This is a genomic window from Streptomyces sp. TE5632 (assembly GCF_054061295.1).
Genome location: NZ_JBSSEA010000003.1, coordinates 436,981 through 463,127, shown reverse-complemented (window position 1 = coordinate 463,127; position 26,147 = coordinate 436,981). Strand labels below are relative to the sequence as shown.

Sequence of the window (26,147 nt, the reverse complement as noted above, 5' to 3'; positions counted from 1 at the left end):
GTCGAGGACGACCTGGCCGGCTACAAGGCGCAGGCCAAGGCCGTCGCGGCCGCTCTCGACGCACACGTCGAGGGCCTGAGCGGTATCGAGGGCACCGAGGTCGGCAAGCTCCGTGCGACGCTGAGGACGGTGGCTTCGTCTTCGATCAGACGGTCGGGTCGGGCATGATCTCCCGGACCTCTTGCGCGCAGCGGCACGCGGCGGCGATCTTGGCAGCCCACTCCAGCGCGTCCTCGCGTGAGGGCACATCGATGACCGAGAACCCGCCGAGCACCGCCTTGGTCTCCGGGTGCGGGCCCTCGGTGACGGTCCCGTCGGTGGCCACGACGCTCGCCTGCTGTCTTTCCAGTCCGCCGCCGAAGACCCACACACCGGCGTCCTGAGCCTCCCGCACCACCTTGTGCGAGGCCTCGGCCACCTCGGGCAACTCCTCCTCGGGGAAGGTCATCGCGCCGTCATCGAACGAGATCAGGTACCGCGTCATCCATGGCTCCCTCGGCCGGTGGCCTCCTTCGGCCGCCTCTCACCCTACGACGAACGCCTCCCCTCAGAGCCGATGCTCTCCCCGGCTTTCGAAACAGGCCCCAACGCCCGTTGTAGGCATGTTGGGGCGCCGAGTGAAGCCGTCGTACGGGTAATGACCCAGGGATCACCCTCAGAACCGGGTCGGCGGACGAGTACCGCAGCGACGTCTGGGACATGGTGCAGCGAAGGCCGTCACGGGGACGAGCCGACGGCTTCTGGCCAAGGGGGAGCAGGGGCATCGCCGTTGAGCGGGGTGAGCGGCAATGATCAGTACATGAACGAGATCGTGCTGATGTCGGATCCGAAGATCGCGGCGATCCCGGTGGCCGACTGCGGTGAACCACTTGTCGACGTCCGGCTCCAGGAATCCCTCGCCGTCGACTCCCGTAAAGCCGATCGAGCATCGGCGTGCAGGTGGGCGCGCAGCCAGGCGAGGCTCTCGGCGAACACCTCGGGCCGGCCCTGTTGCAGGGCGGAGGTGTGGATCCAGGGGCCGACGAGCAGGGCGGTCTCGCAGCCGGCCCGCCGCAGCCGGTCGTACTGCTCGAAGGTCTGACCGGCCGGCGCGTCGTGCCATCCGGTGATCAGGCTCGTGGGCACGCCGAGCCGCTCCGCCGGCCGCGCCAATGACGCGCCGTGCCAGTACGGGTTCTTGGGGTCCGGGTGCGTCATGGCGTCGTCCAGCCAGGGCAGCTCGCCCCCGAGGGCCGTTGCGTACGCCCCGCGCAGGGGCTGGGCGGTGGTGACGTCGCGTAGACGGCGCTGCAGGCGCAGAGTCGCCCTCAGGAAGGGTGCCATGCCCTGGTGCTGGTAGGTCATGCCCACCCCGACGGCGAGGGCGTTCTCCAGGCGCAGCGCACCGCGCGTGTGGAACAGGGCGTAGGGATCGTGCAGGCCCACCTGCACCACCATCGCCTTCAGTTCCGGCGGCGGGTCCAGGGCGAGGGCCCATTGCACGTAGCCCAGGTGACTGGGGCCGACGGTCCCGAGTGTTCCGTTGAACCAGGGCTGCTCACGCAGCCAGGACACCGTGGCCCGCCCGTCGGCGGCCTCGTTGCGCCCCCGGCCGCCCACTCGCCCCCGAAGCCACCTTCACCCGATTCCTCAACCGCCTGATCGACGGCCTCACCACCGACTGATTCCGACCGCCTGCCCCGACCGTGAGAACGGTCGAATCCGGTCTCCGGCCCGGGGGCCGACCGGAAATCAGGTGCGTGTGAATCGCCGGGCATGTCAGGCTCCGCCCGTGGACCGGGAACAGATCTCCAGGCGTGCTCATGCGGACCATCCGATCGCAGCCCCGCTCGACGACGACGCGGTGCGCCGACTGCTGGAACGTGGTCTCTCACGCGGTGCCGAGCGCGTACTCGACCTCGGCTGCGGCGGCGGAGAGTGGCTCCTGCGGGCCCTGGCCGTGCATCCGCGGCTGCGGGCCGAGGGCGTCGACATCTCCAAGAGCTCGCTGGCACAAGCGCGTCAGGCTGCGCGTCGGCTCGGGGTGGAGGACCGCCTGGTCCTCCATCATCAGGACGCTGTGCGTTTCGCGGCCTCCCACGCCTTCGACCTGGTGCTTTGTGTGGGAGCCACGCACGCTTTCGGCGGCCTGCTCCCCACTCTTGCGGCGGCGCGTGAGCACCTGGCCCCCGGGGGGTGCATTCTGGTCGGTGACGGATTCTGGGACCGGGAGCCCTCTCCCGAGGCTGTCGAGCTGTTCGGGGACCTCGCCGACCTGCCGACCACGCTGGATCGGGTCGTCGCGGACGGGTGGACGCCTGTCCAGGGACATATCAGCACCCGCCAGGAGCTCGACGACTACGAGTGGGCCTGGACGGGGTCGCTGGCCTCATGGGCCCTGGACCATCCCGACGATCCAGGCAGCGCCCAGGCGCTCGAGGTGGCCACCACTCACCGCGACCAATGGTTGCGTGTCTACCGGGACGTGCTGGGCTTCGTCTGCCTCGTCCTGCGTCCGACGCGGGACTGAACTCTGGGCGAAGCTGCGCTGGTGGGGGCAGGCTGTGGTCAGGGCCTTGTAGAGGGAGCTGAGCCCGTCGGCCGTTGCACGGTCGGCGGGCTTCAGGGGCGGACGAAGAGCCCGAGTTCCCCTCGGCGAGTCGGTGCCTCAGCCGCCCGTGGGGCGGTGCTCTGCGAGGAGCAGGGCGAGCGGCCCGGCAGGAAGGAGGAACCGCCCCTCGTGGACGGCCTGGAGGGCGTCCGTCATCGTCCACCACATCAGTTTGAAACCTTGTTCCGTCCCGGTGAGTTCCTGCGGGCCGAGTGTCAGGTCACGGGCCTCGTAAAGGTGGACGCGCGCGGGGGAGGCCTGCGTGATCGCGTGCGATCCGAGTGAACGCCACCGCTGTGCGGTCACGCCGGCTTCCTCGCGCAGTTCACGGCGGGCGCATTCCAGCGGGCTCTCGCCGTCTTCCCGGCGGCCGCCGGGAAGAAACAGGTACTCGCCTCCATGGGCGGGGAAGTCCGCGCTCAGCAGTGCGACCAGGTCGTCTGCGTCGCGTGCCAGGACCACGGAGGCGTCGCGCATCGATCCCTCGCTCATGGTGAGCGAGCGTAGCGTTCAGCCCTGCACCCAGGAGGCGAACGGCACGTTCCACACGACGGGGTGGGCGATGCCGCGGCCGTGACAGCCGTCGTCACCGTAGGCGTCGCCGTGGTCGGCGCACATGATGACGAGCCAACTTCCCCGGCTGGTCAGCCCGTCGAGCAGCCTCCCCACGTGCCCGTCCGCATAGGCGAGCGCCGCGGCTTGTGAGGCGGTGGTGTCCTCGCTGCTGCCCAGATAGTGGCTGTGCGGCACATGCGTGGCGGAGACGTTCACGAACAGGAACAGCGGCGTGCGGCTGCCGGCGCGGTCAGCGATGTCGAGGGCTTGGTCCACTTGGTGGCGGGTGGATTCGATCGCCGGGGAGCAGAACTCGGGTCGCCAGCGCGCTTCGTGGAACATGACGGGCAGCACCGATCCGAGAGGCGTCTCCTGGGAGAAGTAGGTGACTCCGCCCACGCACACGGTGCGGTAGCCGTGCATGGCGAGACCCTCAAGGAGATTCGGAGCGTCGAAGACGAACGTCTCGGTCGGCACTGTCTTGAAGGCCGGCGGCCGACACTCCCACAGGCGTGCCGGTTGCTCGGGCTGGGGCAGCTTGGGCAGGAAGCCGGAGAAGAACGCCATGTGCGCGGGAAGCGTGAAGGTGCCGGGAGTCTGCCGTCGTTCCCACTGCCCGCCCGGAAGGTATCCGGCGAGTCGTGAGGTGCGGCCTTCTGCCAGTGCGGTGCGGGCGACGTCGTGGCGCAGGGAGTCGAACGTCACGAACAGGATGTTGGTGCCGGAGTCGATGATCCGTGCTGCGTCGATCACGGGCGGCCTCCCTCGGTCGTCTGGGGCTGCCAGGACTCGATGCTCCCCTTGGCCCGGGTGTTCACGGGGATCGGTACGCGGTCCTGGGCGATGAGGTCACGGATCGCGGCGAGGCCGTTGGCGTCGTCCAGCAGCGCGCCGTGCGAGTCGTACAGACGGATCCGCATGGTGGTGAAGCTCTCGGCGACGTCGGCGGACAACCACGCTCCAGGGGCCCGGTAGGGGTCGGTCATGGCGGCGAGCAGTTCCTGCTCGGACTGTTGGCCGAGGTGGCGGACGTTGCAGGCGTAGTGCTGGGCGTTGATCGCTCCTCGGCACAGTCGTTCTGCGAACACGGCGCTGACGGGGTGTCCGTCGTGAGCGACCGCGAGCCGCGATGCCTGGAGGGTGACGATCATGCAGGCGCCGAGCCACCAGGCGACGCCTTCGTGGATCTGGTCGGGGTACTGCCCGACCGCACCGCCGTCACGGATGACGGCGGCCGTGTCGATGGGGTTAAGCAAGGGTGTGCTCCAGATCGGCAAGGACCTGGTCGGCGAGTTCCTCCGGCGTCCTGCCGTCGGTGTCGAGCCAGACCGCGGTCTTGTCTCGTTCGGCCACATGGGCGAAGTTCGCGAGCAGCCGGGACAGTCGGCCGGGAACCTCGAACAGGTCGGTGTCGTCGCTCTTCACGTCCTGTTTGGCCGCCATCCGCTCACGCAGCGACTCCTCCGAGCAGCGCAGATAGACGGTGCGGGTCGGCGTCACCAGGTAGGGGCGGAAGGGCTCCAGGAGATTGGCGACGGTGTCCACCGGTACGTGATGGACGGCGGCGTGACAGGCGATGACGGACGACACGTAGCGGTCCGCCACCACGGGGCCGAGTGTGCGGGCGTGGCGTACGCGGTCGGAAGCATGCAGTACGCCGGAGAGGTAGAACGCGAACTGCGGCAGAGACCGTAGGTGCGCGTTGATGGTGGGCGACCAGCCGGTGTGTGGCTCCGGCAGGGTGTGGAAGCTGGACGCCTTCAGGCGCCGGGCCAGCAGGTCGGCGAGTGTGGACTTGCCGATCCCGGAGACGCCTTCGAGGACGATGACCGGCTGCGGCCGGCTCTCGAAGAAGAGCGGTTGGTAGGGAGGTGGTAAGCGGTTCATAGCGTCCCTTCCGTGAATGACGTGATGTGTCCGGCGACGACTTCGACCAGCCGCTTCGGGTCGGCCAGGAACTCGTTGACGTTCAGGCGCAGGTCGTCGCGCAGCAGGCACGGCTGGACGCCGCCGTTGTGGTCGACCCGCAGCGCCCAGAAGCCTTCGACGCACTCGGTGCGGCGGGGGCAGGCGCCACACTGGCCGACGTGGTGACGGCCGAGGTTGCGGTGGATGACGTCGACCTCGATGCTGTCGATACGGAAGACGCGCCGGCCTTGGCCGACCCCGGCGACCTCCACGTGTTCGTCCGTGGTGAGCGTGCGCAGGTGGTTCAGGATCGCTTCGGCCGACACCGCGGAAAAGGCTCGGCCTTCGTTGAAGTCCGTACTCACCAACTCGATGAACTGCACCGGCAGGCGCCGCTCCAGGGCGAAGTCGAGGATGCGTTCGACCTCGTGCGCGTTCTCCCGTTGGAGCAGCGTGTTCAGTTCCACCTGGGGGAAACATTTCCCGGGCGGCCTCGATGCCGTCGAGGATGGTGTCGATGCTGATGCGGGTTCCGGCGATGGCGCGCAGGCTCTCGTCCGAGAAGTAGTGCAGCGACACCTTCACCTTGTCCAACCGGGTGCGTGCCAGCCATGCCCGGTGGGTGCGGATGCGGGTCCCGTTGGTGAGCAGGGTGTACGAGGCGTCCGGGCCCTGCTCCGGCAGGTTCTCCAGGACCGGCCGGGCCATGGGGGACGTCAGCGGTTCACCGCCGGTGAAGTACACGCGCCTGAGACCTGCGTCCATCAGCGTCTTGACGATCGCCAGATAGCCGTCCGGATCCAGCGCGCGGGCGCGGGGCTGCCGGGAGCGGTCGACCTTGGTGAGCGGGGGCGGAACGTCGCCCTCGTTGTGGCAGAACCAGCAGGCGATGTTGCACCGCGGCGTGAAAGAGACGCGGAGCTGCCCGCGAAGCGCAGCGAAGTTGCGCAGGGCCGTGAAGTCGACGATGTCGGTTTCTGCGGGCCTGGTCAGTTCTTGCACGTGGGCCTCCAACCCATTCTTCGGGAGAGCCCCTTTGCTGCTCCGTCGAGGGCAGCGAGGCAAAGGGGGATCGGGACCGGCACTGGATCAGTGGGGGAGCAGGTCAGACAACCGGCACCGGGAGTTGGTCCTGCTCCGGTCGGTCCCGGCTTCGAGAGGACATTCGGTCCGCCGGGGCAGGTGTCTATGCGGCGAACTTCAGTTCATGCACCAGTTCGCCCAGGTCCATGCGCCGGAAGGAGCTGAGCCGTCGGACCAGTGAGGTTGTCCGGGGCGGCTTCCTCGCCCTCTCGCTGGAGGGCAAAGCGGACCAGGACTGGCACGGTGCCCTGGGCGGTCACGGCCGGCCGCCAGGGAGAGCGAGGTTGCACCAAGTGGTGGCTCCGTCGTTGCTGGTTCCCCAGGTGCCGCCGTGGGCGGCGGTGAGGCACTGGACGAGGAAGAGGCCGCGGCCTCGCTCGGCATCGTCGTCGGTGTTGCAGACGACCGGGCGGCCGGGCATCTCGTCGTGCACAGAGATACGCAGGAAGCCGCCGTCGACCGTCAGGACGAAGGTGATCCGTGTGCCGCCGCTGTGCTGGATGGAGTTGGTGACCAGCTCCGAGACGATGAGCGTGGCGTCGTCGACCAGGCTCTCCAGTCCGCAGTACCGCAGCCGGGCCGCGGTCACCCGCCGGGCCATCTGCACACGACGCGCGTCGTCCTCGGCGATGTCGCCCCCGGCCCGGCCCGGGGAGATCTCGAAGCACACGCTCAACAGATCGTTGGTCAGGCGTGTCTGCCCGGGCCGACGCTCCTGGCCATGACCGCCTGCCTCCGCGGCGGCGCCTTTTCTCGATGGTGGTGCGCTGGTCACCCTCTGCTCCCAAGGGACGATCGGTTGCTTGACTCGTAAGAGGTAACCGCGCGGTCACTGTCTGCGGGTACCGTTGATGGCAGGTGGGACCGTGAACACCGTGAACGCCATGGGGCTATCGGGAGTTGAGAACATGGCCACGAGGAAACGCACGCCCAACCCTGCCTTGGACAGGTTGCTTGAGCAGGCACGATGGACTCGTACGCAGCTGGCCCAGCAGGTGAACAGGCTCGGCCCGCAAGCCGGGCTGCACCTTTCGTACGACCGGACGGCCGTTGCGCACTGGATCGCCGGTACACCGCCGAAGCCCGAGGTCAGGCCGCTGATTCTTGAAGCCTTGTCTGCTCGGCTGGGGCGGCCGATCACCCACGCGGAAGCTGGGCTCCGGCCTGCTGTGTCCGCCGACGGCTCGCAACCAGTCGACACTGTGGAGGAGTTGATCGAACTAGGAAGGGCGGATATGGACCCATCCCGTCGCGGTGTCCTGGCCGTGACTCTGTTCTCCGCGGCTCTTTCCGTTCCCGGGTTCCAGCACAGTGCCCGAGCCGCTACGGATCCGGTTGTCCCAGGGAAGGCCACCACCCGGATCGGGGCCTCCCAAGTCGCATCGGTGCGCTCCATGACGGCGCGGATCGCCGACATCCTCGACGAGTTCGGTGCCGGTCACGCGCGCCCCATGGCGGCCGCGTTCCTCGTCAACACAGTCGGTCCATGGCTCAAAGTGGAGGCGTCCGAGCCGGTGAAACGGGACATACTGGCCGCAGCGTCCGACCTGACCTATCTGACCGGGTGGATGGCCATGTACGAGAAAGCCCACGGCCTGGGACAGAAGTACTACGTCCGGGCGCTCAAGCTCGCTGATGAGGCGAACGACCACGTCACCTACTGCCGCACGCTGCGCGGCATGTCGCTTCAGGCTTCGAACCTGCGGCACGGGCGGATGGCACTGGAGTTGGCGGACTCCGCTGCTGAGGCAGCGCCGTCGGCGGGCCCGCGCCTTGTAGCGTTCCTGCGGGGGCAGCAGGCTCATGCGGCGAGCATGGTCGGGGACCGGCGTCAGGCCCATGCCCGGCTCAGTGAAGCCGAGACGGCGCTTGCGAAGGCCGACAACCGGCGTGACGCGATCGGCGGTTACGACCAGACGGCCTACCTCTTCCACGTCTCCCACGTGCTCATGGAGGAGAACGATCTGCCCGGCAGCATCAATGCTCTGCGACAGTCCATCAAGGTCCAGCCGGCCAATGAACGGCAGGGCCGTGTCCACGCCCACGCGCTCCTGGCGCAGCGCCAACTGCGGCACGGGCACCTGGAGGCGTCGTGCGAGTCGTGGGGGCGGTTCCTGGACGAGTACGAGCATGTGTCGTCCGTCCGCGGTGACGACCACTTCGCCACGATGCGCAAGGACCTGACACCGTACGCCAAGACGCGCGCGGTGCGAGAGCTGACCGGCCGGGTACACCAGGTCGCGGCGGCCAAGGCCTGAATCGGGGTGCCTCCGGGAGTTGTCGGCAAACCCCGAAGGTTCTCGGGCCACAACTCCTGGGCGACCCGGCAGCCGGGCGGTCAGTTCGCCATGAGGTCGTCGTAGGTGGACCTGAGCCCGTCGACTGTCGCGCGGTCGGCAGGCTTCAGGGGCGGGCGGGGTGGGCCTGCGGGGAGGGAGAGGGTGGTGAGGAGGGCCTTGGTGGTGACCGTGCCGGGGAGGCCGTTCGCCGTCATCGCCTCGATGAGGGGGGTGGCCCGCTGCTGGAGGTCGGCCGCGCGGGCCGTGTCGCCCGCGTCGAAGGCGTCCAGGACGGAGCGCAGGTGGTCCGGGACCACGTTCGCGACCGTGCTGACGTACCCGGCGCCGCCGACCGCGTACAGGGCGAGGATGTGCTCGTCGCAGCCCGCGTAGTAGGCGAGATCCGTGCGGGCGATGATCTTCTGGGCGGCCAGGAAGTCGTACGAGCAGTCCTTCACCGCCACGATCCGGGGATGCTCGGCGAGCCGCAGCATCGTGTCCGGCTCGATGCGGGTGCCCGTGCGGGCCGGGATGTCGTACAGGGCCAGGGGGAGGCCCGTGGCGTCCGCGACCTCGTGGAAGTGCGCCTCGATCGCGTCCTGCGGCGGGCGGCTGTAGTACGGGGTGGCGACCAGGAGACCGTCGGCGCCCGCCCGCTCGGCCTCACGGGCGAGGTCGGCGGTGTGCGCGGTGTCGGCGGTGCCGACGCCGGCGACGATCGAGGCGCGGTTGCCCACGGCCTCCCGTACCGCCGTGATGAGGGCCGACTTCTCCGCGTCCGTGGTGGTCGGGGACTCGCCCGTCGTACCGGACAGCACCAGGCCGTCGCAGCCGTGGCTCACCAGGTGGTCGGCCAGACGCGCGGCACCGTCCAGGTCCAGGGCGCCGACAGGGGTGAACGGCGTGACCATGGCGCACAGGGCGCGGCCGAAGGGGGGCGTCGATGGGGTCATGGGAGCAGTCTCTGCCCGATCACTGTGTAGCTCTACTTAAATCTTCTATCCTTTATTGATAAGCATCAGTAAGGGATGGCGCTCAGGATAGGCGCCCCGCGCTCCGGGTACTCGGAAGGCACCCGACCGAGAGGAGGCGGAACACCGTGACCGCAACCATCGAGCAACCGCCGGTTCGCGACACGCGCAGCCGCGACAGCGGCAGCCGCGCCGAATACAGCCATGACGAGCACAGCGTGGGCGAACTCGTCGGACAGGCCACCGAGCAGGTCTCCCGGCTGGTGCGGCAGGAAGTGGCCCTGGCCAAGGTGGAGCTGGCCGAGAAGGGCCGCCGGGCCGGACGCGGCGGCGGCATGCTGGGCGCCGCGGGCGCCTTCGCCTACGCCGGCCTGCTGGCGACGGCCTTCACCGGCGGTGCCGCACTCTCTCTCGTCCTGCCGGTGTGGGCGGCGGCGCTGATCATCACGGCCGTGCTGTTCGTGATCGCCGCCGTGCTGGCCGCGCTCGGCCGGGCCGAGCTCAGGAAGGCCACGCCGGCCACCCCGGAACAGACGCTGGGCAGCGTGAAGGCCGACGTGGAGGAGATCAAGGGGAGGGCGCACCGATGACGCGGGATGTGAACGGGGCGAACCCGCCTGCGAGGGCGGTGGGTTCCGGTTCCGGGGCCCACATCGAGCCCGGGGTCGAGCAGGACACCGCCGCCCGCGGAGCCAAGGGGCCGGACGAACTGCGGCAGGAGATCGAGCGGACCCGGCACGAACTCGGCGACACCGTCGAGGAGCTGGCCGGGAAGATGGACGTCAAGGGGCATGCGCTGGCCCGTGTGGACGACCTGCGCGACAAGGCCGGTGCGATGACCGTGCAGCTGCGGAGCAGCGCCACCCAGGTCCGGCGGGCCGGAACACGGAAGCCGTGGCCGGTAATGGTCGCCGGGGGAACGGCGGCCGGGCTGGCCGCGACGGCCGGGATGGCGGTGCTGCGGCGGCGCGGGGCGCACTGACCGCGGACCGGGGTGTACCGGCCGCGGACCGGAAGCGCCGCGGACCCGGGCGGGCACGGCCGGGCGGGCACGGCCGGGGGCCGGCCGGACGGGAGCGTCCGGCCGGCCCCCGACGCGGGTGTACGCCCTACGGGCGGAAACGCAGGATCTGCGGGTCGTGGTCGCTGATCTGGTCGTGGAACTCGGTGTTGAGGTGCACGCTGTCGTACGTGAACGACCCGCCGCGGCGGATCGACGGGCTGATCAGGATCTGGTCCAGCACCTGGCTGTTGCCCTGGTAGACGTACGAGTAACGCTCGCTCCGAGGCAGGGACTTGACCGCCGACCAGAGCGTGCCCCGGCCCTCGAGGATCCTCGTGGTCGTGGAGAACTCGAAGTCGTTGATGTCACCGAGGACGACGACGTCCGCGTTCTTCTGGGCGGTGAGGATCTTCGCGGTGAAGTCGTGGACCTCCTTCGCCTGGAGGTGGCGCTGGGTCTCCGAGCTGCGCGACGGCGGCTGGTACTGCGACGTCAGGGCCTGGTCGCCGCCCTTGGAGGCGAAGTGGTTGGCGACCACGACGACCGTGCGGCCGCGGAAGACGAACTCGCCGGCCAGCGGCTTGCGGCTGCCCTCGAACGCCTCGGCACCGGGGGCGATGCGGCCGGGGGAGACCGTCAGGGCCGCCTTGCCGCGCACCTTGGTGACGCCGGTGGCCGTCGTGGCGTCGCCGCCCGCGCGGTCGGTGAAGGAGACCCGCTCCGGGTTGAAGAGGAACACCTGGCGGATGTTGCCGCCCGGCTCGCCGCCGTCGGCCTTGTCGGCCGGGTCGATCCCGCGCCAGTCGTAGCGCGGGCCGCCCGCCGCCTCGATCGCGTCGATCAGCCGGGCCACCGTCCGGTCGGCGGCGACCGTGCCGTCGTCGGTGGCGCCGTTGTTGTCCTGGATCTCCTCCAGGGACACGATGTCGGGCGACTTCAGGTTGCCCACGATCGCCTCGGCGTGCGCGGCGAACGTGTCGTCGGACGGGTCCAGGTTCTCCACGTTGTACGTGGCGACCGCCAGCTCGCCGGAGCGCTGCGCGCGCGTCGACTCGCGCCGCAGGTCCCCGCTCTCGAGCGTGCCGAGTTCGCCCGCCACGAGCGTGTAGCCGCCGAACTGGTTGAAGTCCAGCGGGCCCGCGGTGGTGCCGGCGAGGGTGTCGCCGACGTTCGCGTCGGGGAAGTCCGCGGCTCGGCCCAGGGACTGGATCTGCAGGCGGCCGGTGTTCCGGTCGTCGTAGGAGCCGTAGACCGTGCCGCCGCGCAGGTTGCGGTTCTCCCACGGCTTCACGGTGACCCAGAGTTCGGTGTACGGGTCGGTGGCGCCGACCACCCGGGTGTCGGAGACCCGGACGTTCATGCCCTCCAGGGACTCGTAGCGGTCCAGGGCGTACCGCTCGGGGCGCAGCGGGAGCGCGTTGACCGAGCCGTTCGCGGCGGGGTCGCCGGCCGGGGCGTAGGCGGCGGGGACGGACCTCGCGTCGATCCTGGTGGCGGCCGGGACCGGGTTGCCGCGGGAGACGACGGCGACCGTGGGGCGGGTGATCTGCGTCAGCGACTGGTTGCCGGAGGCCGTACCGCCGGGGACGAACTCCGTGACCGTGCCGGAGACCGTGACGGCGTCGCCTGCGGCCACCCCCTGGGGGGTCGAACTAGTGAAGACGAAGACGCCCTCACTGGTGGCCGGGTCGGCATCCGGGTTCGGGTCCTGGATCCAGAAGCCGCGGGACGAGCCGTAGGTGCGGACACCGGTGACGATTCCGGTCACGTCGGTGACCTGCTGTCCGGCGTACGGCGATATCCGGGTGTCGCCCTGGATGTCGTAGATGCGCACGGACTCCGCGTGCGCGGGCGAAGCGAGGGTGACGGTGGACGCCGCGCACACGGCGGCGACGGTGAGCGCGGCGAGGCGCGCGGACGACTTGCTCGGCAACGGATTCCCTCCGGGAAACGTGATGAGTGCCGGGGCGAGAGTGGCAGGTGCGACGTGCGGGGCGTGCGTGCAGGACATGCGGGACGGGATGGGCCCGTGCGGGTCCGGTGAACAACCGTCCGCCGTTTTCTACGCGCGTCAATCTCCAGCCTGGCCAGGCCACTTGTCAAGGTTTCAGCCATGTACGGCGGCTGAAGGAGAGGTGAAGCGGGCGGCTTGGGGGGAAATCCGTCTAGGCTGGGCGGTTGAGTCGCAAGAGGCGCCGAGGACAGCACCTAGGAGAAACAGCCGATGTCAGACAGCTCCACCCTGCCGCCGGTGCGGCTGCACCCCGACGCGGAGCTGGCGCGTGAAGCACTGTCCACGCCGTTGCTGTCCCGGGCGGTCCGGCTCGCCCGTTGGGCCGGGCCCGCGACCCGGGTCGACGCCGGTGGCGGGCTCGTCGACGAGCAGCTGCCCGCGGCGGCCGAGGCGCTCGGGCTGAGCGGGGAGGAGGCCGCCGCCGACGCCGGTGAGGCATGGCGCGTCGCCGTGGACGCCGGGCTCGTCGACGTGGTCGACGAGGAGGAGGGCACCGTCACCACGGGTGCCGACCTCGCGCTGCTCACCGGAGGCTCGCCGCAGGACGTCCTCACGGTCTGGCTCGCCGCCCTGGAGACGGTGCTCGCCGACGCGAGCGTGCCCGACCTGGACGGGCTCGTCGACGCCATCGCCGCCGGGGACGGATCCGGCGAACTCGACCTCTCCTCGCTCGACTGGGACCCCGAGGCCGAGGCGGAGTTCCTGGACGGGGTGCTCCGCAACCTCTATCTGCTGACCGCCGGCGAGGAAGGCCCCGCCGGGGCACCGGTGCCGCTGCCCGCGCTGGCCGCGTCCGTGCTCGTCCCCGACGACATGCCGGAGCCCACCGACGACGTCCTGCGGCAGGTGTCCGACGCGATGATGCGGCTGGACGACCAGTTCCGCATGCTGGAGCCGGTCGGGCTCGTGGAGTACCAGCCGGTCGACGAGGCGCTGTTGGTCGAGACCGATGAAGAGCCCGGGGAGCCCGCGGAGTCCGGGGAGCCGCAGGACGACACCGACGTCTCCCGCTACGGCGTGGTGCGGCTGACCCCGCTCGGGCTGTACGGGCTGCGCGCCCGGCTGCTGGAAGCCGGGTTCGAGGCACCGGCGGTCGGGGACCTCGCGGACAAGGGCGCCGACGCGCTGCTCGACGGCACGGCCGTGTTCCCGCCGGCGGCGGCCCACGCGGAGACCGAACAGTGGCTCGCCCGGCGTGAACCGCTCGCCGCGGCACGGGAGTTGCTGGCCGCGGCGCGCGGGAGCGACAAGAGCGCCCCACTGCGGCGGTTGCAGTGCCAGCAGGCGCTGTCGCTGGTCGGCCTCTCGGCCGAGCCCGCCCTGCGGGAGGTGCTCGACGACGCGGAACTCGGCGGGCTGGCCCGGGTGTGGCTGACCGAGCACGGAGCCACCGACGTCCCGCCGCCCTCCGAGGCAATGATCTTCTGGCTGACCGTCGACACGGTCGCCGCGCAGCTCGCCGCCGAGGGCAACTCCGAGGAACTGCGGGCCCTGGTGGAGGGGCTGGCCCGCCAGCACAGCGGATTCTTCGCCACGGCCTGGCGGGTGGAGCACCCGGCCACGGCGGACGTGCTGGAGGCGATGGGCCGGTTGCACCCGGACAAGAAGATCGCCAAGGAGGCCCGCAAGGCAGCCTTCAAGGCCCGCTCGCAGCACGGGGGTTGAGGGTTCCCGCTCGGGGGCCTTGGAGCACGCGCGGGGCCGGACGGCCCCGCGCGGTTCACCGAAGCGGCCGCCGGGGTGTCCCGTGGAGTTCAATCGGCGTTCAGGCGTGGGCGGAAGCGTGACGGTGTACGAGGTCGGTCCTCACGGCAACCCACCGCCACAGGAGACTCCATGTCGCTCACCCGCAGGGACTTCACCAGAACAACCGCGGTCGCCGGTGCCGGTGTCGCACTGGTGGGCAGCGTCGGCGCCCTCGCCTCCGCACCCCACGCCCTCGCGTCCCACGACGCCGAGAGCGTGGGGGAGGAGCGGGAGCAGGCCCGGCACCACCCCGCGGTCGGCTACGGCCCCCTGATCCCCGACCCCGACGGCATTCTCGCCCTGCCCGCCGGCTTCTCGTACCGCATCCTCACGTACACGGGCAGGACCAGGCTCGAGTCCGGCGAGTTCACCCCGTCCGACCACGACGGCACCGCCGCCTTCGAGGGCCCCCGCGGCACCACCCTCCTGGTCAACAACCACGAGATCGACGGCCCGCGCGACGAGGCGGAGCACCCGGTTCCGCTCGCCGAGGGCCTCGTCTACGACCCGGGCGCCCCCGGCGGCTGCACGGTCGTCGAGGTGCGCCCCGACGGCAGCGTCGCCGAGTGGGTCGGCATCGCCGGCACCGCCGACAACTGCGCGGGCGGCAGCACCCCCTGGGGCACCTGGCTCACCTGCGAGGAGAACTCCGACCGGGCCGGCGAGAACGGCATGACCAAGGACCACGGCTACGTCTTCGAGGTCGACCCGGCCGACCGGCGCGCCAACCGCGACCCCAAGCCGCTGAAGTTCTTCGGCCGTTACGACCACGAGGCCGTAGTCATCGACCCCAGGCGCGGCCACGCCTACCTCACCGAGGACGCCGACGAGCCCAACGGCCTGTTCTTCCGCTGGACCCCGCCCAAGGACTTCCGCCACGGCCCCGGCAGGTTCCGCGCCCTCGCCGACGACGCGGGAGTCCTCCAGGCGCCCAAGTGCTACGACTCCGGCGGCCGGTTCGTCGACGACCTCTCCCGCGCCACGAGGACCGGCACGGTGTACGGCGTCGACTGGGTCGACGTACCGGACCGCGACGCGCGGACCGTCTCCGTGCGCGAGCAGTTCGGGCCCGGCGAGATCACCCGGGGCCGCAAGCTGGAGGGCATGTGGTGGGGCGACGGCGGGGCGTACTTCGTCTCCTCGTACGCCCGTGAGGAGAGCCCCGTTCAGCACGACGGCCAGATCTGGTTCTACGATCCCCGGCGCCGCACGGTGACCCTCAAGGTCCTGCTCGGCGTGAACCCCGACCCTGGCGAAAACGGCGCCTTCGACGGCCCCGACAACATCACCGTCTCCCCGTACGGCGGGCTGGTCATCGCCGAGGACGGCGACGGCGTGCAGCACCTGTTCGGCGCCACCGACGGCGGACGGACCTACCCCATCGCACGCAACGAGCTGAACATCGGCACCGAACAGGAGCCGGAGTTCAGCGAGTTCACCGGCGTCACCTTCTCGCCCGACGGGAAGACCCTGTACGCCAACATCCAGGAACCGGGCATCATGCTCGCCGTCACCGGCCCCTGGAAGCGCCAGCAGCGCGACTGAACCCTCTGCCCGTGTCACCCGCCATCACGGTGGCGAGGAGCAGCGCTTGCGCCGGTGTTCGGGACCGCTGAGGGAGGGGTTGCGACCGTGGCCCCCCGGTCCGGGGCCGGGTGCCCCGGGGGCGCCCCCTGCGGACGGGGGCGCCCCCGGGCACGTCCGCGCGGTCGGTTCGTCCGCGCGGTCAGAGGGACTGGGCGGACGGCTTGACCATGCCCCGTACCGTGCGGGACTTCACGAACTCGCCCAGCGCGGTCATCTCCCACTCGCCGGAGAACTGGCGGATCAGCTTCGCCATCATCACGCCCGTCTGCGGCTCGGCGGAGGTGAGGTCGAAGCGGACCAGTTCCTCGCCGGTGGTGGCGTCCAGGAGGCGGCAGTACGCCTTGGCCACCTGGGTGAACTTCTGGCCGGAGAACGAGTTGACCGTGAAGACCAGGCCGGTGACGTCCTGGGGGAGGCGGCCGAGGTCGACCGTGATCGTCTCGTCGTCCCCGCCGCCCTCGCCCGTGAGGTTGTCGCCGGAGTGCTGGATCGCGCCGCCCACGATCTGGAGCTTGCCGAAGTAGCAGCTGTCGATGTGGTTGCGCTGCGGGCCGTAGGCGATGACCGAGGCGTCGAGGTCGATGTCCTTGCCCCGGTACGCGGGCTCCCAGCCGAGGCCCATCCGGACCCGCGAGAGCAGCGGGCGGCCGCCCTTCATCAGGGAGACGGTCTGGTTCTTCTGGAGGCTGACCCGGCCCTTGTCCAGGTTGATCTTCCCGGTGCCGGGTGCGGCGGCGGGCGGCGCCGGGGGAGCGGCGGGCGCCGCCGGGGCCTGCGGGGAGGGCATCGGCGGGGCCGGCGGGCTCACCGGCGGCTGTATGGCGGACGGGGGCGGAGTGGTCGGCTGGGCGGGGGCGGCCGGTTCCTCGACCGTGACTCCGAAGTCGGTGGCGATGCCGGCCAGGCCGTTGGCGTAGCCCTGGCCGACCGCGCGGGCCTTCCAGGCGCCGTTGCGCAGGTAGATCTCGACGATCACCAGGGCGGTCTCGGTGCCGAGGCGCGGGGGAGTGAAGGTGGCCAGGACCGCGTTGTCGTCGGCGCTCCGGATGGTGGCCGTCGGTTCGATGCCCTGGAACGTCTGGCCCTGGGCGTCGGGGCTCGCGGTGACGACGATCTTCTCGATGCCGGGCGGGACCGCCGCGGTGTCGATGGTGATGGCGTCGGGGGCCGTGCCGCCGCCGGAACGGTAGGTCACACCGGGGCCCGCGGGCTGGTTGTAGAAGATGAAGTCGTCGTCGGAGCGCACCTTGCCGTCGGCGGTGAGCAGCAGGCCCGATACGTCGAGCCGCACCGGGGCGGCGACGTCCACCGTCACACGGGCGGTGGGGAGGGGGATGTTCGAGCCGGGGGTCATAGCTGTCATGCCGGGTGAACGAGCGGAGGCGATTTACCGTTCCCTTACCTGTGGCTCGAACGGGGCGGTGACGCTCAGCGCCGGTTGCGGGGGTGGTTGCGGGCGGTGCGTTCGTTGCCGTGTTTGTAGTTGCCGGTCCAGCGGGCCATGACGAGCCGGGGGGCGCCGGCGGTGGTGACCGCGGTGAGGAAGCGGGCGGCGCGGTCGCCGTTCAGGCTCGATGACGGCGGCCTTCATTTCACGGCTCCCAACGACAGACCCTGGACGAGTCTGTCCTGAGCGGCGAACCCCGCGGCGAGCACCGGCAGGGAGACGACGAGCGACGCGGCGCACACCTTGGCCAGGAAGAGGCCCTGGCTGGTGATGAAGCCGGTCAGGAAGACGGGGGCGGTCTCGGCGACCACGCCCGTCAGCACCCGGGCGAACAACAGTTCGTTCCAGCTGAAGATGAAGCAGATCAGGGCCGTCGCCGCGATGCCGGGCAGCGCCATCGGGGCGACCACGCGCGCCAGTACCGTCGGCAGCCGGGCTCCGTCGATCTGGGCGGCCTCGATCACCGCGACCGGGATCTCCGAGAGGAACGAGTGCATCATCCACACGGCGATCGGCAGGTTCATGGAGGTGTAGAGCAGGACCAGCAGCCAGATGTTGTCGAGCATCCCGGCGTTCTTGGCGAACAGGTAGATCGGCAGCAGACCGGCCACGACCGGCAGCATCTTGGTGGAGAGGAAGAAGAACAGGACGTCCGTCCACCGCTTCACCGGACGGATGGACAGGGCGTACGCCGCCGGGAGGGCGAGCAGCAGGACCAGGACCACCGAGGCCACGGACGCCACCGTCGAGTTGATCAGGGACGGCCAGGGGCTCGCGCCGCCGCCCGCGCCGAAGAACTCGCGGTAGCCGTCCAGGGTGAGGGCGGCGGTGAAGGACGGCGGGTTGGTGGCCGCGTCCTCCTCGGAGTGGAAGGACGTCAGAGCCATCCAGGCGATGGGCAGGAAGAAGACGATCCCGGCCAGCCAGGCCACCAGGCCGAGACCCGCTCCCTTGCGGATCCGGCCGTGGCCGCGTACGGCGGTGGTGCTCATGCGCGGGCCACCTCCTCACGGAACAGGGACGACACGACGCGCAGGGCGAAGGTCGCGATGATGATCGAACCGATGACGACCAGGACGCCGGCGGCCGAGGCCAGACCGTTCTCATGGGCCTGGTAGAAGGTCTGGTAGACGGTGTACGGGAGGTTGGCGGTGCCCAGGCCGCCGGACGTGAGCGTGAAGACCGCGTCGAAGTTCTGCACGATGTAGATCGAGCCGAGCAGGGCGCCCAGTTCGAGGTAGCGGCGCAGGTGGGGCAGGGTGAGGTGGCGGAAGATCTGCCAGTCGCTCGCACCGTCGACGCGGGCCGCCTCGATCTGCTCCTGGTCCCGGCTCTGCAGCCCGGCGAGCAGGATCAGCATCATGAACGGCGTCCACTGCCACACCAGCGCGGCCTGGACCGCGAGCAGCGGGGTGCCCGAGATCCAGTCGGGCTGCGGCCCGCCGACGGAGTGCAGCAGGCCGTTGAACAGGCCGTACTCGGGGTTGTAGAGGACGTGCTTCCACAGCAGGGCCGCCGCCACCGGCACCACCAGGAACGGGGCGATGAGCAGGGTGCGGACGATGCCCCGGCCGCGGAACCTCCGGTCGAGCAGCAGGGCGAGCAGCAGTCCGAGGACCAGGCTGGTGAGGACGACCGCCACCGTCAGCAGGATCGTCGTCCAGACCGACTGGCGAAGGCCGGGGTCGCCGAGGACCTCTCCGTAGTTCTCGAAGCCGGCGAACCGCCGGGCGTCGGGATAGAGGGAGTTCCAGTCGAAGAAGGAGATCACCAGCGTGGCCACGAAGGGCAGCTGGGTGACCGCGATCATGAAGATCAGGGCGGGCAGCAGCGGGGCCCTGGTGGCCCAGCCGCGCAGCCGGTCGGAGCGCCGGCCGCCGCTCGGGCGGATGTCCGGGGCGGCCACGGGGGCCGTTGTCGTGGCGGTCACCGTCCCTCGTACTCCTCGGAGATCTCTTCGGCGAGCCGCTGGGACTTCCTCAGGGCCGACTCGACGGACTGGCGTCCGGCGATGGCCGCGCTGATCTCCTGGGAGACCCGGGTGCCGAGGTCCGTGAACTCGGGGATGCCGACGAACTGGATGCCGGGCGCGGGCCGCGGCTGCACACCCGGGTCGTCCGGGCGGGCTCGCCCGATGACCAACCTGGTCATCTCCTGGAAGGCCGCGGCCTCCGCGCGGTAGTCGGGGTTCTCGTAGGTGGAGGCGCGCTTGCCGGCCGGGACGTTCGACCAGCCGATCTCGTCGCCGACCAGCCGCTCGTACTCCTTGCCGGAGGCCCACGAGACGAACTTCCAGGCGTTGTCCGGGTTCCGGGAGGCGTTCTGGATGCCCCAGGCCCAGGTGTAGAGCCAGCCGGCCGACTCCGTCTTCTCCACGGGGGCGGGGGCGTAGCCCATCTTGCCCCTGACGGGGGAGCCGGCGGACTCCAGGGAACCGGCCGCGGAGGTGGCGTCGTACCACATGGCGGTCTTGCCCTGGGTGGTGTTGTTCAGGCACTCGGCGAAGCCGGACTGGGCGGCGCCGGCCTGGCCGTGCTCGCGGACCAGGTCGACATAGAACTTCGTCGCTTCGTGCCACTCGGGGGAGTCGAGGCGGGCGTTCCAGTCCTCGTCGAACCAGGTGCCGCCGAAGGTGTTCACCACGGTCGTCAGCGGTGCCATGACCTCGCCCCAGCCGGGCAGCCCGCGCAGGCAGATGCCCTTCATGCCGGGCTCGGCCCCGTCGAGCTTCGCGGCGATGTCGGCCACCTGCTCCCAGGTGGGGTCGGCCGGCATCGTCAGGCCCTCCCGCTCGAGGACGTCCTTGCGGTACATCAGGAACGAGGACTCGCCGTAGAAGGGCTGGCCGTAGAGCCTGCCGTCGTCCCCGCTGAGGGACTGGCGCATCGGCCCCAGGATGTCCTGCTCGTCGTAGGCGGTGTCCTCGGCGACGTAGGAGTCCATCTCCCGGAGCCAGCCGTTGCGGGCGTAGATCGGGATCTCGTAGTTGGACAGGGTGGCGACGTCGTACTGGCCGGCCTGGTTGGCGAAGTCCTGGCTGATCTTGTCGCGGACGTCGTTCTCCGGCAGCACGGTGAAGTTCACCTCGATGCCGGTGTCCTTGGTGAAGTGCGCGGCGGTCAGCTTCTGCAACTGCACCATCTGCGGGTTGTTGACCATCAGGACGTTGACGGCGTCACCGCCGGATCCGGCCCCGCCCGCTCCGACCCAGCAACCGGAGAGCAGCGGGGCGAGCAGCGTCCCTGCGGCGACCGCGGCGAGCGTGGCTCGCGGCGGCCGCCGTCGGCTCTGGGTTCGCATGGATCACTCCTCGACGAAAGCGGTGGTACAGGGAGGTACCGGACGTCGCCCGGACGGCTCGGCCCGCGGGGAGGCGGAACCTTGCGCGGTGCGCGGTGCGCGGTGCGTGTGATGCGTGGGGTGCGCGGGGTGCGGTTCCGCCGGGTCAGACCCGGATGACCTGGGGTCCCAGCATGGAGTAGCGGTGGGCCTCGGCCGCCGGGAGCAGCGTGCTCGTGACGACCGCCTCCAACGCGCCGACCTCGGCGAACCGGCAGAAGCTGACCGCCCCGAACTTGGTGTGGACGCCCGCGAACACCACCCGGCGCGCGGCCCGGACCGCCTGCGTCTTGACCTCGCTGACCGCCGGGTCGGGCGTGGTCAGACCGTGTTCGCGGGAGATGCCGTTGGCTCCGATGAACGCCAGGTCGACGACGAAGCCGGAGAGCATCTTCGTCGTCCAGTGGTCGACGGTGGCGAGGGTGCCGGAGCGGACCCGGCCGCCGAGCAGGAGTACGGACATGGTGCCGGTCTCGGCGAGCGCGCCCGCGACCGGCAGGGAGGCGGTGACCACGGTGAGCGGCCGGTCCCGGGGCAGTGCCTCGGCTATGAGCTGCGGGGTGAAGCCCTCGTCGACGAAGACCGTCTCCGCGTCGCCGAGCAGTTCGGCCGCGGCGTTCGCGACTCTGCGCTTCTCGGCCACATGGCTGGTGGCGCGGAAGGCGAGCGTGGTCTCGAAGGCGGCGCTCTCCACGGGGTAGGCGCCGCCGTGGGTGCGGCGCACCAGGCCGTGGTCCTCCAGAGCGCGCAGGTCCCGTCGTACGGTCTCCTTGGCCACGCCCAGATCGGTGGCGAGCGTCGTGACGTCGACCGAGCCGGTGGCGCGCGCCACCCGCACGATCTCACGCTGGCGCTCTTCGGCCGTTCTGTCGCGCATGGCCGAACACCTGCTTCCTGATGTCGCTGCCCGTTCGGGCCCTGTGGGGGCCTTGCAGGCAGTTGTACAGGTGATGTGCGCTGCTGACCAGGTCTGTTGTGGAATCGGTACTGCCTGTTTTTGCCCGTTAGGCTCCGGCTGTGTCCGGCTCGGACCTGCGCGGGGACGGACCGCGGCACGCAAACGGGCATCACGCGTGCCCGAATGCGGCGGCGGGCGGGCCCGTTCGGTGCCCGCCCGCCGTGGGGCGTCGGATTCTTGCCGCGGCCGCGCATACGCGTGCCGTCGATGTGCCGGTGCCGGTGCCGGTGCCGGTGCCGGTGCCGGTGTCGATGTCGGGCCCGCGGCTTCGGTGGCGCGTCGGACTCGTGGTCTCAGTACGGCCAGATCGGCGGGTCGGTCACGAAGTGGCCGCCGATGCGCGCGTGCGCCTCGTTGTCCGGATCCAGCTTGCCCTGCTCGGCGACGAGCTTCGCGGCGAACGGCTCGGAGTCGTCCTGCGGGTCGTAACCGAGCGCACGCGCGGAGGTGAGGTCCCACCACAGGCGTGTGTTGGCGGAGGAGCCGTGGACGACGGTGTGGCCGACGTGCTCGGCGGTGAGGGCGGCGTGCAGGAGGCGGGCGCCGTCGGCGGGGCTCATCCAGATCGAGAGCATCCGCACACTGGTCGGCTCGGGGAAACAGGACCCGATGCGTACGGAGACGGTCTCCAGGCCGTGCTTGTCCCAGTAGAGCTGGGCGAGGTCCTCGCCGAAGCACTTGGACAGGCCGTAGAAGGTGTCGGGGCGGTGCGGGGTGTCGACGGGGATGAGCGGGTCGCCGGCCGGAGGGCGGGGGGTGTAGCCGACGGCGTGGTTGGAAGAGGCGAAGACGATGCGCCCGACGCCCTCCTCGCGCGCGGCCTCGTACAGGTGGTAGGTGCCCTCGATGTTCGCCGCGAGGATCTTCTCGAAGGAGGCCTCGAGGGAGATGCCCGCGAGGTGGATGATCGCGTCGACACCGCGGACCGCCTCGCGCACGGCCTCCTTGTCGGCCAGGTCCGCGACGATCGCGTCCGGCTCGCCCTCGACCGGATGCAGGTCGAGCAGGCGCAGCTCGTAGCCGTAGTCCGGGAGCAGGCCCCGCATCAGGGTGCCGAGGCCGCCGGCGGCGCCGGTGAGCAGAACGGTGCGGGGAGCGGGCATCCAGGGATCTCCTTGCGTCACCGGCCGTGCACATGCATGCACGGCATTCATGTTCGTGGACACGCTAAGGAGGTGGGCCGTGGCCCGTCAAGTATCCCGCGTCTTCCCGCGGATGGAGGGGAATCGGTTGGTGTCTGCCGGGCTGGCGTGCTTGACCGGCGTCCCCGGGGCGCCTTAGCGTGACACGATTCAGGGATGTAGACGTCAATCACGAATATGACCAGGGAGAGCTTGTGACACCAGCCCCTCTCGCCACCCGACTCGGCAACCCCGGCGGACCGCTGTTCTTCCCGGTCACCGCCTACGGAACCGACGGCACCATCGACCTCGACACCTACCGGCTCCATGTACGGCGCGGGGTCGAGGCCGGGGCCGCCGCCGTCTTCGCCTGCTGTGGGACCGGGGAGTTCCACGCTCTGACGCCCGAGGAGTTCGAGGCCTGTGTGCGGGCCGCCGTCGAAGCGGCCGAGGGACGCGTCCCGGTCGTCGCGGGCGCCGGCTACGGCACCAAGCTCGCGGTGCACTGGGCCGGGCTCGCCGAACGCGCCGGGGCGGACGGGCTGCTCGCCATGCCGCCCTACCTGGTACGGGCCGGTCAGGAGGGGCTGCTGCGGCACTACCGGGAACTCGCCGCGGCGACCGCCCTGCCGGTGATCGTCTACCAGCGCGACAACGCCGTGTTCACCCCCGCGAGCGTCGTCGAACTGGCCCGCACCGACGGGATCATCGGCCTCAAGGACGGCCACGGCGACCTCGACCTCCTGCAGCGGACCGTCAGCGCCGTACGCACCGAGGCTCCCGGTGACTTCCTGTACTTCAACGGGCTGCCCACCGCCGAACTGACCCAGCCCGCCTACCGGGGCATCGGCGTCACCCTCTACTCGTCCGCGGTGTTCTGTTTCCTGCCCGAGGTCGCCCTCGCCTGCCACCAGGCCCTGCGCACCGGCGACCGGGTCACCGTGGACCGCCTGCTGGACGGCTTCTACCGGCCCTTCGTCGAACTGCGCGACCAGGGCCCCGGGTACGCCGTCTCCCTGGTCAAGGCCGGGGTACGGCTGCGCGGACTCGACGTGGGCGAGGTACGGCCGCCGCTGAACGAGCCGTCCGGGGATCATGTCGAACAACTCGCTCGGCTGATCGAGCGAGGACTCGCGCTGCTCGAGGAGGCCAAGTGAAGGCATCGGCGTTCGTCTACCCCTGGGACGTCAACGGGGACCCGGAGGCCCCCGCGCGGATCGCCGCGCTCGGCGTGGCGCAGGTGACGCTCGCCTCCGCCTACCACTCCACCCGCGCGCTGACCCCCCGCCACCCGCGCCACCGCGTCGTCACCGCCGAGCACGCGGCCGTGCTCTACCCGGCCGGCGCCCACTGGTCGGGCCGCACCCCGCGCCCCCACCCGGCCGGGGACTGGGCCCCCGGCGACGCCTTCGGCGAGGCCGCGACGGCGCTCGCGGACGCCGGCATGGAGGTGCACACCTGGGTCGTGCTCGCGCACAACTCGCGGCTCGGCGCCGAACACCCCGAGACCTCGGTCGTCAACGCCTACAGCGACCGCTACCCCTGGGCACCGTGCATCGCGCAGCCCGCCACGCGCGCGTACCTGACCGACCTGGCGGCCGAGGCGGCGGTGCGGCCCGGAGCGCGCGGCACCGAGCTGGAGTCCCTCGGCTGGTACGGGCTGGCGCATCTGCACGCCCACGACAAGACCGCCGGGGTCGGCCTCGGGGACGCGGGGCAGTACCTGATGTCCCTGTGCTTCTGCCCGTCCTGCCGTGAGGGCTACGGGGCCCAGGGCCTGGACGCCGGTGAACTGGCCGCGTCCGTGCGGACCGTGCTGGAGCCGGTGTGGCGGGGAGCGGCCTCCGGTGGGGGAGGCTGGACGGGCGTCGAGAAGCTCCTCGGTGCCAAGACGGCGGCCGCCACGCGCGCGTGGCGCGAGGAAACGGCCCGCACGCTCCAGGAGGCGGCGGTCCGGGCGGTACGCGGCGCGGCGCCCGAGGGCTTCCAGGTCCTGCTGCACGCGGACCCGGTGCCGTACCACTGCGGCGCCAACGCCGGCGTCGACCCCGCGCACATCCTCTCCGTCGCCGACGGTGTGGTCGTCCCCTGCACCGGGGGCCCCGGCCTGCTGACACCGTTCGCACAGGAGAACCACGGCGGGAGCGTCCTCGCCGCCAACTTCACCGTGGTCTCCGGCATGGGCGGCAACCCCGGCACCCTCACCACGGACGCGTCCGAGGCCCGCCGCCTCGGCGCGACGGAACTACGGCTCTATCACGCCGGGTTGGCGTCGGACGGCGACCTGGAGGCGGTGCGCTCGGCGCTCGCCGCGCTCTGAAACAACCCCGCCGCCGGCACCAGCAGGGCGAGTCCGAGGGCGGCCAGTACGGGCCGGTGGTCGATCAGCTCCACCAGTGCCGCGCCGGCCGCCAGCCCGATCACGTTCGGGGTGAACACCAGGGTGTTGGCGGTGGCGGTGACCCGGCCCAGCAGCGGGCCCGGGGTCTCGCGCTGCACGGCGGTCAGCGCGGCGATCAGCAGGGCGGGCAGCCCCGCACCGATCGCCGCGCTGCACGCCCACGCCACCGGATCGGACGACACCGCCCGCAGTGCCACCCCACCGGCCAGCAGGACGATCCCGTACGCCGCGAACCGCCGCTCGCCCAGGCGGCGCAGGGCGGGCCCCGCGCACAGGCCGAGCGCCACCGACCCGGCGCCCTGGACGGCGTACAGCACACCGGAGTACGCGGGGGAGTGGCCGAGGCCGTCGACGACGGCGTGGACCAGCGCACCGTTCAGCCCCGCGCACAGCATCGTGGCGCCACCCGCCAGGACCAAGGGGCGCAGGACCGGGTGCGAGCGGAGGAAGCGGACACCCTCGGCGGTCCGTCCACGTCGGCCGTCGGTCGGCGGCGCGGGACGCTTCTCGCGGACGTTCAGAAACAGGTACAGCACCGCCGCGCCTACGAACGTGACTGCGTCCAGAAAGGCGACTGCCGGTCCGCCGTGGGCCGTGTAGAGCCCCGCGCCCGCCAGTGGGGCCAGCAGTTTCATGCCCTCGGTGGCGGTCATGCGGAGCCCGCCCAGGTCACCGAGGAGCGACCGGTCCACGGCGGTGGCGGCCAGCGCCGACTCGGCCGCGTCGTTCACGACGCCCGCCGCGCCGTACATGACCAGGACGGCGTAGAGGAGCCACACGGTCTGCGGTGAGTCGACGGTGAGGAGGGTGAGCAGGAGCGCGGCCATCAGCAGACTCGTGCCGATCAGCAGGGGCTTGCGAGGCACCCGGTCGGCGAGTGTGCCCAGCAGCGGGCCGGCCAGGGCGGGCGCCCACATGGCCAGCAGGCACAGGGCGGCGAGGCCGTCCGAGCCGGTGAGGTCCTTGACCCAGATCCCGGAGGCGAGCCACAGCGCGGAGGTGCCGAAGCCGGAGACCACGACCCCGGCGAGGAGGAGCCCGGCATTCGGGTCACGGAGCACGCGCACCAGCGCCCACGTCGGGCCGTTCGGCGTCCTGCCTGTCGTCCTGTTCGTCGTCATACCCGGTCATCGTGGGGCTAAGGA

Annotated in this window: 25 protein-coding genes and 3 pseudogenes; 10 read left to right on the top strand and 18 right to left on the bottom strand. The window is 70.9% G+C overall.

The genetic code is table 11. The features are described from left to right. A pseudogene (locus ACVW19_RS07225) lies at nt 1-141 on the top strand (septum formation family protein); the annotation flags it as partial. A gap of 4 nt (nt 142-145) precedes the next feature. On the opposite strand, the gene ACVW19_RS07220 reads toward ACVW19_RS07225, so the two are convergent. Together ACVW19_RS07220 and ACVW19_RS07215 are read right to left on the bottom strand one after the other, a co-directional pair. Continuing rightward, nucleotides 146-484: a YciI family protein gene (locus ACVW19_RS07220; RefSeq protein ID WP_457457635.1), complete on the bottom strand. Its 339-nt coding sequence runs from the start codon at nt 482-484 to the stop codon at nt 146-148. 308 nt (nt 485-792) lie between these two features. After that, entirely contained in the window at nt 793-1,554 is a 762-nt protein-coding gene (locus tag ACVW19_RS07215; protein WP_457464477.1) for a CocE/NonD family hydrolase, read from the bottom strand. Between the two features lie 26 nt (nt 1,555-1,580). Between ACVW19_RS07215 and ACVW19_RS07210 the strand changes: the two are divergent. Next, nucleotides 1,581-1,664 (top strand): annotated as a pseudogene (locus ACVW19_RS07210) (TetR/AcrR family transcriptional regulator); the annotation flags it as partial. Between the two features lie 107 nt (nt 1,665-1,771). Next, nucleotides 1,772-2,509, top strand: a complete 738-nt coding sequence (locus ACVW19_RS07205) for an SAM-dependent methyltransferase (RefSeq protein WP_457457633.1) — start codon at nt 1,772-1,774, stop codon at nt 2,507-2,509. 138 nt (nt 2,510-2,647) lie between these two features. Here the strand turns inward: ACVW19_RS07205 and ACVW19_RS07200 are convergent, their stop codons facing one another. The 7 genes and pseudogenes from ACVW19_RS07200 to ACVW19_RS07170 form a co-directional block, all read right to left on the bottom strand. Further along, nucleotides 2,648-3,082: an NUDIX domain-containing protein gene (locus tag ACVW19_RS07200; protein ID WP_457457631.1), complete on the bottom strand. Its 435-nt coding sequence runs from the start codon at nt 3,080-3,082 to the stop codon at nt 2,648-2,650. Between the two features lie 18 nt (nt 3,083-3,100). Then, entirely contained in the window at nt 3,101-3,898 is a 798-nt protein-coding gene (locus ACVW19_RS07195) for an STM4013/SEN3800 family hydrolase (RefSeq protein ID WP_457457630.1), read from the bottom strand. After that, on the bottom strand, nt 3,895-4,401 hold the full coding sequence (locus tag ACVW19_RS07190; RefSeq protein ID WP_457457628.1) for a hypothetical protein: 507 nt from the start codon (nt 4,399-4,401) through the stop codon (nt 3,895-3,897). The genes ACVW19_RS07195 and ACVW19_RS07190 overlap by 4 nt, the downstream gene beginning before the upstream one ends. Further along, nucleotides 4,394-5,032, bottom strand: coding sequence for a dTMP kinase (locus ACVW19_RS07185; protein ID WP_457464476.1), 639 nt, complete (start codon nt 5,030-5,032; stop codon nt 4,394-4,396). The genes ACVW19_RS07190 and ACVW19_RS07185 overlap by 8 nt, the downstream gene beginning before the upstream one ends. Beyond that, on the bottom strand, nt 5,029-5,520 hold the full coding sequence (locus tag ACVW19_RS07180) for a hypothetical protein (protein WP_457464896.1): 492 nt from the start codon (nt 5,518-5,520) through the stop codon (nt 5,029-5,031). Before ACVW19_RS07180 ends, ACVW19_RS07185 begins: the two co-directional genes overlap by 4 nt. 61 nt (nt 5,521-5,581) lie before the next feature. Next, nucleotides 5,582-6,055 (bottom strand): annotated as a pseudogene (locus ACVW19_RS07175) (radical SAM protein); the annotation flags it as partial. A gap of 337 nt (nt 6,056-6,392) precedes the next feature. After that, complete coding sequence (locus ACVW19_RS07170; RefSeq protein ID WP_457464475.1) at nt 6,393-6,806, bottom strand: ATP-binding protein; 414 nt, start codon at nt 6,804-6,806, stop codon at nt 6,393-6,395. Nucleotides 6,807-7,044: 238 nt separating this feature from the next. Between ACVW19_RS07170 and ACVW19_RS07165 the strand changes: the two genes are divergently transcribed. Continuing rightward, nucleotides 7,045-8,394, top strand: coding sequence for a hypothetical protein (locus ACVW19_RS07165; protein WP_457464474.1), 1,350 nt, complete (start codon nt 7,045-7,047; stop codon nt 8,392-8,394). Between the two features lie 80 nt (nt 8,395-8,474). Here the strand turns inward: ACVW19_RS07165 and dapA are convergent, their stop codons facing one another. After that, entirely contained in the window at nt 8,475-9,368 is an 894-nt protein-coding gene (dapA, locus tag ACVW19_RS07160; protein WP_457457626.1) for a 4-hydroxy-tetrahydrodipicolinate synthase, read from the bottom strand. 146 nt (nt 9,369-9,514) lie between these two features. Between dapA and ACVW19_RS07155 the strand changes: the two genes are divergently transcribed. Then, the gene (locus ACVW19_RS07155; protein WP_457457624.1) at nt 9,515-9,976 is read left to right on the top strand and encodes a phage holin family protein; all 462 of its coding nucleotides are present in this window, start codon (nt 9,515-9,517) and stop codon (nt 9,974-9,976) included. After that, a complete protein-coding gene (locus tag ACVW19_RS07150; RefSeq protein WP_457457622.1) occupies nt 9,973-10,368 on the top strand; it encodes a DUF3618 domain-containing protein in 396 nt (131 codons plus the stop codon). Before ACVW19_RS07155 ends, ACVW19_RS07150 begins: the two co-directional genes overlap by 4 nt. Before the next feature lie 127 nt (nt 10,369-10,495). Here ACVW19_RS07150 and ACVW19_RS07145 read toward each other — a convergent pair whose 3' ends face one another. After that, nucleotides 10,496-12,322 carry an endonuclease/exonuclease/phosphatase family protein gene (locus ACVW19_RS07145; protein WP_457457620.1) on the bottom strand — a complete coding sequence of 609 codons (1,827 nt, stop codon included), beginning with the start codon at nt 12,320-12,322 and terminating at the stop codon, nt 10,496-10,498. 291 nt (nt 12,323-12,613) lie between these two features. Between ACVW19_RS07145 and ACVW19_RS07140 the strand changes: the two genes are divergently transcribed. Continuing rightward, complete coding sequence (locus tag ACVW19_RS07140) at nt 12,614-14,068, top strand: hypothetical protein (RefSeq protein WP_457457618.1); 1,455 nt, start codon at nt 12,614-12,616, stop codon at nt 14,066-14,068. A 171-nt stretch (nt 14,069-14,239) separates the two neighbouring features. Then, nucleotides 14,240-15,694 carry an alkaline phosphatase PhoX gene (locus tag ACVW19_RS07135; protein WP_457457616.1) on the top strand — a complete coding sequence of 485 codons (1,455 nt, stop codon included), beginning with the start codon at nt 14,240-14,242 and terminating at the stop codon, nt 15,692-15,694. 181 nt (nt 15,695-15,875) lie between these two features. Here the strand turns inward: ACVW19_RS07135 and ACVW19_RS07130 are convergent, their stop codons facing one another. From ACVW19_RS07130 to ACVW19_RS07105, 6 genes are all read right to left on the bottom strand, one after another. Then, nucleotides 15,876-17,090, bottom strand: a complete 1,215-nt coding sequence (locus tag ACVW19_RS07130; protein ID WP_457464472.1) for a TerD family protein — start codon at nt 17,088-17,090, stop codon at nt 15,876-15,878. 233 nt (nt 17,091-17,323) lie between these two features. Further along, nucleotides 17,324-18,175, bottom strand: a complete 852-nt coding sequence (locus tag ACVW19_RS07125; RefSeq protein ID WP_457457614.1) for a carbohydrate ABC transporter permease — start codon at nt 18,173-18,175, stop codon at nt 17,324-17,326. Continuing rightward, nucleotides 18,172-19,113, bottom strand: coding sequence for a carbohydrate ABC transporter permease (locus ACVW19_RS07120; protein ID WP_457457612.1), 942 nt, complete (start codon nt 19,111-19,113; stop codon nt 18,172-18,174). The genes ACVW19_RS07125 and ACVW19_RS07120 overlap by 4 nt, the downstream gene beginning before the upstream one ends. Continuing rightward, complete coding sequence (locus ACVW19_RS07115) at nt 19,110-20,483, bottom strand: ABC transporter substrate-binding protein (RefSeq protein WP_457457611.1); 1,374 nt, start codon at nt 20,481-20,483, stop codon at nt 19,110-19,112. Before ACVW19_RS07115 ends, ACVW19_RS07120 begins: the two co-directional genes overlap by 4 nt. A gap of 145 nt (nt 20,484-20,628) precedes the next feature. After that, nucleotides 20,629-21,399 carry a DeoR/GlpR family DNA-binding transcription regulator gene (locus tag ACVW19_RS07110; RefSeq protein ID WP_457457609.1) on the bottom strand — a complete coding sequence of 257 codons (771 nt, stop codon included), beginning with the start codon at nt 21,397-21,399 and terminating at the stop codon, nt 20,629-20,631. Between the two features lie 374 nt (nt 21,400-21,773). After that, on the bottom strand, nt 21,774-22,583 hold the full coding sequence (locus tag ACVW19_RS07105) for an NAD-dependent epimerase/dehydratase family protein (protein ID WP_457457608.1): 810 nt from the start codon (nt 22,581-22,583) through the stop codon (nt 21,774-21,776). 233 nt (nt 22,584-22,816) lie between these two features. On the opposite strand from ACVW19_RS07105, the gene ACVW19_RS07100 reads away from it, so the two are divergent. Together ACVW19_RS07100 and ACVW19_RS07095 are read left to right on the top strand one after the other, a co-directional pair. Next, nucleotides 22,817-23,758, top strand: a complete 942-nt coding sequence (locus tag ACVW19_RS07100; RefSeq protein ID WP_457457606.1) for a 5-dehydro-4-deoxyglucarate dehydratase — start codon at nt 22,817-22,819, stop codon at nt 23,756-23,758. Continuing rightward, nucleotides 23,755-24,921 carry a hypothetical protein gene (locus ACVW19_RS07095; RefSeq protein ID WP_457457604.1) on the top strand — a complete coding sequence of 389 codons (1,167 nt, stop codon included), beginning with the start codon at nt 23,755-23,757 and terminating at the stop codon, nt 24,919-24,921. Before ACVW19_RS07100 ends, ACVW19_RS07095 begins: the two co-directional genes overlap by 4 nt. Here the strand turns inward: ACVW19_RS07095 and ACVW19_RS07090 are convergent. Next, a complete protein-coding gene (locus tag ACVW19_RS07090; protein WP_457457602.1) occupies nt 24,858-26,123 on the bottom strand; it encodes an MFS transporter in 1,266 nt (421 codons plus the stop codon). The genes ACVW19_RS07095 and ACVW19_RS07090 overlap by 64 nt on opposite strands. Nucleotides 26,124-26,147 lie beyond the last annotated feature (24 nt).

What these genes read in the sequence shown, in the direction of transcription:
- ACVW19_RS07220 (WP_457457635.1), bottom strand. Translation starts at nt 484, where the DNA reads ATGACGCGGTACCTGATCTCGTTCGATGACGGCGCGATGACCTTCCCC.
- ACVW19_RS07200 (WP_457457631.1), bottom strand. Translation starts at nt 3,082, where the DNA reads ATGAGCGAGGGATCGATGCGCGACGCCTCCGTGGTCCTGGCACGCGAC.
- ACVW19_RS07185 (WP_457464476.1), bottom strand. Translation starts at nt 5,032, where the DNA reads ATGAACCGCTTACCACCTCCCTACCAACCGCTCTTCTTCGAGAGCCGG.
- ACVW19_RS07165 (WP_457464474.1), top strand. Translation starts at nt 7,045, where the DNA reads ATGGCCACGAGGAAACGCACGCCCAACCCTGCCTTGGACAGGTTGCTT.
- dapA (WP_457457626.1), bottom strand. Translation starts at nt 9,368, where the DNA reads ATGACCCCATCGACGCCCCCCTTCGGCCGCGCCCTGTGCGCCATGGTC.
- ACVW19_RS07150 (WP_457457622.1), top strand. Translation starts at nt 9,973, where the DNA reads ATGACGCGGGATGTGAACGGGGCGAACCCGCCTGCGAGGGCGGTGGGT.
- ACVW19_RS07140 (WP_457457618.1), top strand. Translation starts at nt 12,614, where the DNA reads ATGTCAGACAGCTCCACCCTGCCGCCGGTGCGGCTGCACCCCGACGCG.
- ACVW19_RS07135 (WP_457457616.1), top strand. Translation starts at nt 14,240, where the DNA reads ATGTCGCTCACCCGCAGGGACTTCACCAGAACAACCGCGGTCGCCGGT.
- ACVW19_RS07130 (WP_457464472.1), bottom strand. Translation starts at nt 17,090, where the DNA reads ATGACCCCCGGCTCGAACATCCCCCTCCCCACCGCCCGTGTGACGGTG.
- ACVW19_RS07125 (WP_457457614.1), bottom strand. Translation starts at nt 18,175, where the DNA reads ATGAGCACCACCGCCGTACGCGGCCACGGCCGGATCCGCAAGGGAGCG.
- ACVW19_RS07115 (WP_457457611.1), bottom strand. Translation starts at nt 20,483, where the DNA reads ATGCGAACCCAGAGCCGACGGCGGCCGCCGCGAGCCACGCTCGCCGCG.
- ACVW19_RS07110 (WP_457457609.1), bottom strand. Translation starts at nt 21,399, where the DNA reads ATGCGCGACAGAACGGCCGAAGAGCGCCAGCGTGAGATCGTGCGGGTG.
- ACVW19_RS07105 (WP_457457608.1), bottom strand. Translation starts at nt 22,583, where the DNA reads ATGCCCGCTCCCCGCACCGTTCTGCTCACCGGCGCCGCCGGCGGCCTC.
- ACVW19_RS07090 (WP_457457602.1), bottom strand. Translation starts at nt 26,123, where the DNA reads ATGACGACGAACAGGACGACAGGCAGGACGCCGAACGGCCCGACGTGG.